The organism is Polaromonas sp. P1_E1_2, assembly GCF_056406035.1.
Genome location: NZ_JBFUAZ010000518.1, coordinates 1 through 3,056, shown reverse-complemented (window position 1 = coordinate 3,056; position 3,056 = coordinate 1). Strand labels below are relative to the sequence as shown.

Here is a 3,056-nt window from a genome sequence, read left to right as displayed (position 1 = left end):
GGCCTGTGCACGGCAATCCCCACCGGCTGAGCAGCGCCGACCTGGGCCGCGCACAACTCGTGGCCGACCGCGGCGCCCTGCCGCAGCGCCCGAATCGGTCGGAGCTGCACGCACAGCAGCGCCCCGTGGCCGCCGCCGCATTGCCGCCGCCCGCCGTGGCCACGCGGCCGGTGGTCAGCAGCCGCAGCGACCGCAGGGATGATCGCCGGGACGGCCGGCGCGATGACAACAACCGGGACGAGCACCGCGCCGGTCCCGCCGCCGGCAGGGACCACGACGCCCGGCCACAAGCCGCCGCTCCCGCTTCCCCCGCCGCGCCTGTCGGCGCAGCGCCAGCCGCACGGCCCTCGCCCGCACCGGACCGCAGCGCCCTCGAGGCCAGCCAGCGCGCGCAACGCGAGCAGCAGCGCCAGCAGCAGGAGCAAAAAGAACGCCTGCAAGGCCCCCAGCTGGAACAGCAACGCCGCCAGGGCGAAGAGGCCATAGGCCAGCGCGCCCTCCGCGAGCAAGCCCAGCGCGATGCGCGGGCCCGTCAGGAAGCGCAGGAACGCGCCCAKGCCGCGAATGCCAATGCCGATGCACGCGCCAACGCCGACCGCCATGCCGCCGAACAGGCTCGTCGCAGCCAGCAACAGGAACAGGAACAGCGGGAAAAGCTTCAGGGTCCCCAGCTGGAACAGCAGCGCCGTTCCGGTGAAGAATCCATAGGCCAGCGCGCCCTGCGCGAACAGGCCCAGCGCGACCAGGAAAACACCCGCCAGCAACAGGCCGCGCAAAGACAGCAGCAGCAGCAGCAGCAGCAGCAACAGCAACAGCAACAGCAACTGCAGCAACAACAACATTTGCAACAACAGCAGCATTTGCAACAACAGCAACAACGTGCGCAGCAGGAGCAGCAGCGCCAGGCCCAGGCCCAGGAACAACAACAGCGGCGGCAACACCAATTGCAGCAACAGCAGTCACAACGCGACGCCACCCCAGACAAACCGTCCCGCCAGGCCGACGCAACCAATCCGCGCGGCCAGCGCGGCGAAGGCGGCCCAGGCCGCAACCGCGAGCAATAAAAAAGCCAATACGGGCGCCGGTTTCCTACCGGAGGGGGCACTCCTCATCAAGCAGGGGCCGCGGAACCGGCTTTGCCGGGCCGCAGGCGCAGCGCCCCTATACGTAGGGAAAGGGGCAGCGCGCCGTAGGCTCGAAGTGGGGAGCGTGGGGGCTTTAGATCACGCAAAACTACTTAAGGGTCTGACCCGGTACCGCGTCGGAGGGTGGGTGGCTAGGATGACCACCTGTGTTTCACGGGTTCGCGCCTGCTGCCGCATCAGCCGCCGCGGCACCTTGCGCCCGTGATATCCAACCCATCTTCCGGAGAACCAATTTGTCAGTGGAGTTCATTCTCGAAACACGAGGGCTGACCAAGGAATTCAAGGGGTTCGTGGCAGTCAACAACGTGGACCTGAAAGTCCAGCGCGGGCATATCCATGCGCTGATCGGGCCCAACGGCGCCGGCAAGACGACTTTCTTCAACCTGCTGACGAAGTTCCTCATCCCCACGCGCGGAAGCATTGTCTACAACGGCAACGACATTACGTTTGAGCAACCCGCGCAGACCGCGCGGCGCGGCATCGTGCGGTCATTCCAGATCTCTGCGGTCTTCCCGCACATGACAGTCCTTGAAAACGTGCGCGCCGCCTTGCAGCGCAACCTCGGCACCTCGTTCCATTTCTGGAAAGCGGAAGAAACGCTGTTTCATCTCCACGACCGTGCCCGCGAGCTGCTGGCCGAAGTCGACCTGAGCGACTTCGCCGATGAGCTCACCGTGAACCTGCCCTATGGCCGCAAGCGTGCGCTCGAACTCGCCACCACGCTGGCGCTGGAACCCGAACTGATGCTGCTGGACGAACCCACGCAGGGCATGGGCCACGAAGACGTGGACCGCGTGACGCAGCTGATCAAAAAAGTCTCGGCTGGCCGGACCATCCTGATGGTCGAGCACAACATGAACGTGGTGTCGTCGATCGCCGACCGCATCACGGTGCTGCAGCGCGGCGCCATCATTGCCGACGGGCCATATGCCGAAGTGTCAGCGAATCCGTTGGTGATCGAAGCTTATATGGGCACAGCGAACACCGAGCTTCAAGGGGCGCACTAGATGACCAAAGAGCTCCTCAAGATAGAAGACCTGCACGCCTGGTACGGCGAGTCGCACATCCTGCATGGCGTGAACCTCACCGTCAACGAAGGCGAGGTGGTAACACTGCTGGGCCGCAACGGCGCGGGGCGCACCACCACCATGCGCGCCATCGTCGGCATGACGGGTGCGCGCAAGGGCTCCATCAAGATCAACGGCGAAGAAGCCATCAAGCTCGCGCCGCACAAGGTGGCGCGTCTGGGCGTGGGCTACTGCCCCGAAGAGCGCGGCATTTTCGCCAGCCTGACAGCCGAAGAAAACCTGATGCTGCCGCCCACCATAGCCCCCGGCGGGATGAGCCTGGACGAAATCTACGCAATGTTTCCCAACCTCAAGGAACGCGCCAGCAGCCCCGGCACGCGACTGTCTGGCGGCGAACAGCAGATGCTGGCCGTGGCGCGCATTTTGCGCACCGGCGCGCGCCTCCTGCTGCTCGATGAAATTTCCGAAGGCCTGGCGCCCGTCATCGTGCAAAAACTCGCAGAGATGATCCTCACGCTCAAGGCCAAGGGTTACACCATCGTGCTGGTGGAACAGAACTTCCGCTTCGCCGCGCCGCTGGCTGATCGCTTCTACGTCATGGAACACGGCCGCATCGTCAAGCAGTTTGCGCAAAACGAGCTGGCCGGCAACATGGGCATGCTGCAGGAATACCTGGGCGTCTGACGCCGGGCATGCCGAACCCTTTTTTAGTCCCCTCGATTCCCCCAAGTTCACCCCTTCCATAACAGGAGACATCATGAAACTCAAAGCACTTGTTGCCGCACTCGCCCTTGGCCTCACAGGCGCCGCTTATGCGCAGAACACCGGCCCGATCAAGATCGGCATCATCACCGACATGTCCAGCCTTTACGCCGACATCGAC

3 protein-coding genes and 1 pseudogene are annotated in these 3,056 nt (G+C 64.5%); 3 read left to right on the top strand and 1 reads right to left on the bottom strand.

All coding sequences use genetic code 11. From position 1 onward, the window contains the following. Window positions 1-953, bottom strand: a 953-nt coding sequence (locus tag AC1D1P_RS19165) for a hypothetical protein (protein WP_477674064.1), incomplete at its 3' end; no start/stop codon positions are given. 425 nt (window positions 954-1,378) lie between these two features. On the opposite strand from AC1D1P_RS19165, the gene AC1D1P_RS19160 reads away from it, so the two are divergent. From AC1D1P_RS19160 to AC1D1P_RS19150, 3 genes and pseudogenes are all read left to right on the top strand, one after another. Then, window positions 1,379-2,152: an ABC transporter ATP-binding protein gene (locus AC1D1P_RS19160; protein ID WP_477668593.1), complete on the top strand. Its 774-nt coding sequence runs from the start codon at window positions 1,379-1,381 to the stop codon at window positions 2,150-2,152. Further along, window positions 2,153-2,857 carry an ABC transporter ATP-binding protein gene (locus AC1D1P_RS19155; protein ID WP_477668594.1) on the top strand — a complete coding sequence of 235 codons (705 nt, stop codon included), beginning with the start codon at window positions 2,153-2,155 and terminating at the stop codon, window positions 2,855-2,857. 73 nt (window positions 2,858-2,930) lie between these two features. Then, window positions 2,931-3,056, top strand: a pseudogene (locus tag AC1D1P_RS19150) (ABC transporter substrate-binding protein); the annotation flags it as partial.

Bases quoted from the DNA above. Each gene is read 5' to 3' on its own strand.
- AC1D1P_RS19155 (WP_477668594.1), top strand. From the start codon at position 2,153: ATGACCAAAGAGCTCCTCAAGATAGAAGACCTGCACGCCTGGTACGGC.